1 protein-coding gene and 1 pseudogene are annotated in these 1640 nt (G+C 67.3%); one reads left to right on the top strand and one right to left on the bottom strand.

Annotated elements, in window-relative coordinates:
• Positions 1-1110, top strand: a 1110-nt coding sequence (gene tuf, locus OC184_RS20065) for an elongation factor Tu (protein WP_265508940.1), incomplete at its 5' end; no start/stop codon positions are given.
• A 56-nt stretch (positions 1111-1166) separates the two neighbouring features.
• Here the strand turns inward: tuf and OC184_RS20060 are convergent.
• Positions 1167-1640, bottom strand: a pseudogene (locus OC184_RS20060) (hypothetical protein); the annotation flags it as partial.

The following is a 1640-nucleotide window of genomic DNA, read 5'->3' as shown; positions in this document are numbered from 1 at the left end:
CACGGCAAGACGACGCTGACGGCTGCGATCACGAAGTACTTCGGCGACTTCCGCGCCTATGACCAGATCGACGGCGCGCCCGAGGAGAAGGCCCGCGGGATCACGATCTCGACCGCGCACGTGGAATACGAATCCGAGTCGCGCCACTACGCCCACGTCGACTGCCCGGGCCACGCCGACTACGTCAAGAACATGATCACCGGCGCGGCGCAGATGGACGGCGCGATCCTGGTCGTGAACGCCGCTGACGGCCCGATGCCGCAGACGCGCGAGCACATCCTGCTGGGCCGCCAGGTCGGCATCCCCTACATGGTCGTCTACCTGAACAAGGTCGATCAGGTGGATGACGAGGAACTGCTGGAACTGGTCGAGATGGAAGTGCGCGAGCTGCTGTCCAGCTACGACTATCCGGGCGACGACATTCCGATCGTCAAGGGCTCGGCCCTGGCCGCAATGGAAGGCCGCGATCCCGAGATCGGCGAGAACTCGATCCGCGCGCTGATCGCCGCCGTCGACGAATACATCCCGACGCCCGAGCGCGCCGTGGACCAGCCGTTCCTGATGCCGATCGAGGACGTGTTCTCGATCTCGGGCCGCGGCACCGTGGTGACTGGCCGCGTCGAGCGTGGCGCCGTCAACGTCGGCGACGAACTGGAGATTGTGGGCATCCGCGACACCCGCAAGACCACCTGCACGGGCGTCGAGATGTTCCGCAAGCTCCTGGACCGCGGCGAGGCCGGCGACAACATCGGCGCGCTGCTGCGCGGCATCGACCGTGACGGCGTCGAGCGCGGCCAGGTGCTGTGCAAGCCCGGCTCGGTCAAGCCGCACACCAAGTTCGAGGCCGAGGCCTACATCCTGACCAAGGAAGAGGGCGGCCGTCACACGCCGTTCTTCGCGAACTACCGCCCGCAGTTCTACTTCCGCACGACGGACGTGACCGGCACCGTGAAGCTGCCCGAGGGCACCGAGATGGTGATGCCGGGCGACAACCTGAAGTTCGAGGTCGAGCTGATCGCCCCGATCGCCATGGAAGAGAAACTGCGCTTCGCCATCCGCGAAGGCGGCCGCACCGTCGGCGCCGGCGTGGTGTCGAAGATCCTCGAGTGATCTGAGAGATCATCAGCAGATGGCAAGGGCCGCCCGAAAGGGCGGCCCTTCGCATGTCAGAGGCCCGGCAGGTTGTGCACCGCCGCTTCGAGGGCACCGAGAACAGGCCGCGTCAGATCGGTATCCACCTCGGACAGGCGCCCCGTTGCCGCCGCCCATGCTGCGACGTCACGGACGACTTCGGCACGGAAGTCGTCGTTGTTCCAGTGGCGCGCAAGATCCAGACCACAGGCACCAAGCGCCCGCGCCAGCGCCGACAGATCGGGCAGCGCCAGGCCCCGGTCGGCCAAGGGGCTGCCGGCGGGGTCCAACGGCGCGGCAAAATGCGCGATAGGCTCGGCATAGGTCAGCACCTTGCACCTCGCGCCAAGCTGCGCCGGAACCATCCGCGTGTCCGGTCGTCGGTTCAGGATCAGGATCTCTTGGTCCAGACGGCCCAGAAGCTGCCGTCCATGCACTGCGGAACCCTCGGCGAAGACCAGGTGCCGTGCCCCCGCATAGGCCTCGAGCTGCGCGCGCAGCGGCAGGCG

It is taken from the genome of Paracoccus rhizosphaerae (assembly GCF_026162645.1).
Lineage (GTDB): Bacteria > Pseudomonadota > Alphaproteobacteria > Rhodobacterales > Rhodobacteraceae > Paracoccus > Paracoccus rhizosphaerae.
This window is presented reverse-complemented; position numbering and strand designations above follow the sequence as displayed.